General features: G+C 63.4%; 1 pseudogene. It reads left to right on the forward strand.

The features are described from left to right. Window positions 1–43: 43 nt before the first annotated feature. Window positions 44–292, forward strand: a pseudogene (locus AC0L27_RS41290) (hypothetical protein); the annotation flags it as partial.

A 292-nucleotide genomic window follows, 5' to 3' on the forward strand; every position in this document is an offset into this window, starting at 1 on the left:
GGAATGCGTCGTGCTTTCAACTTTTCCTTTGGGGAGACACTTAATGAGAAAACTTCTAGTCACTGCGGCGGCCGGGGCACTGGCCCTCGGCCTATCGGCTCCCGCCAGCGCGGCGGACCTGGCAGCGCGTCCCTACACCAAGGCGCCTCCGATGGTCGCCGCTATTTATGACTGGAGCGGCTTCTACATCGGCGCCAACGGCGGTTGGGGCTCAAGCCGCAACAGCTGGGATTCGGTTGCGCAGTTCCTGGTAGGCCCTGAAGGCTCGCACGACGCGACTGGCGGAGTTGCG

This window comes from Bradyrhizobium sp. Ken51 (assembly GCF_055807435.1).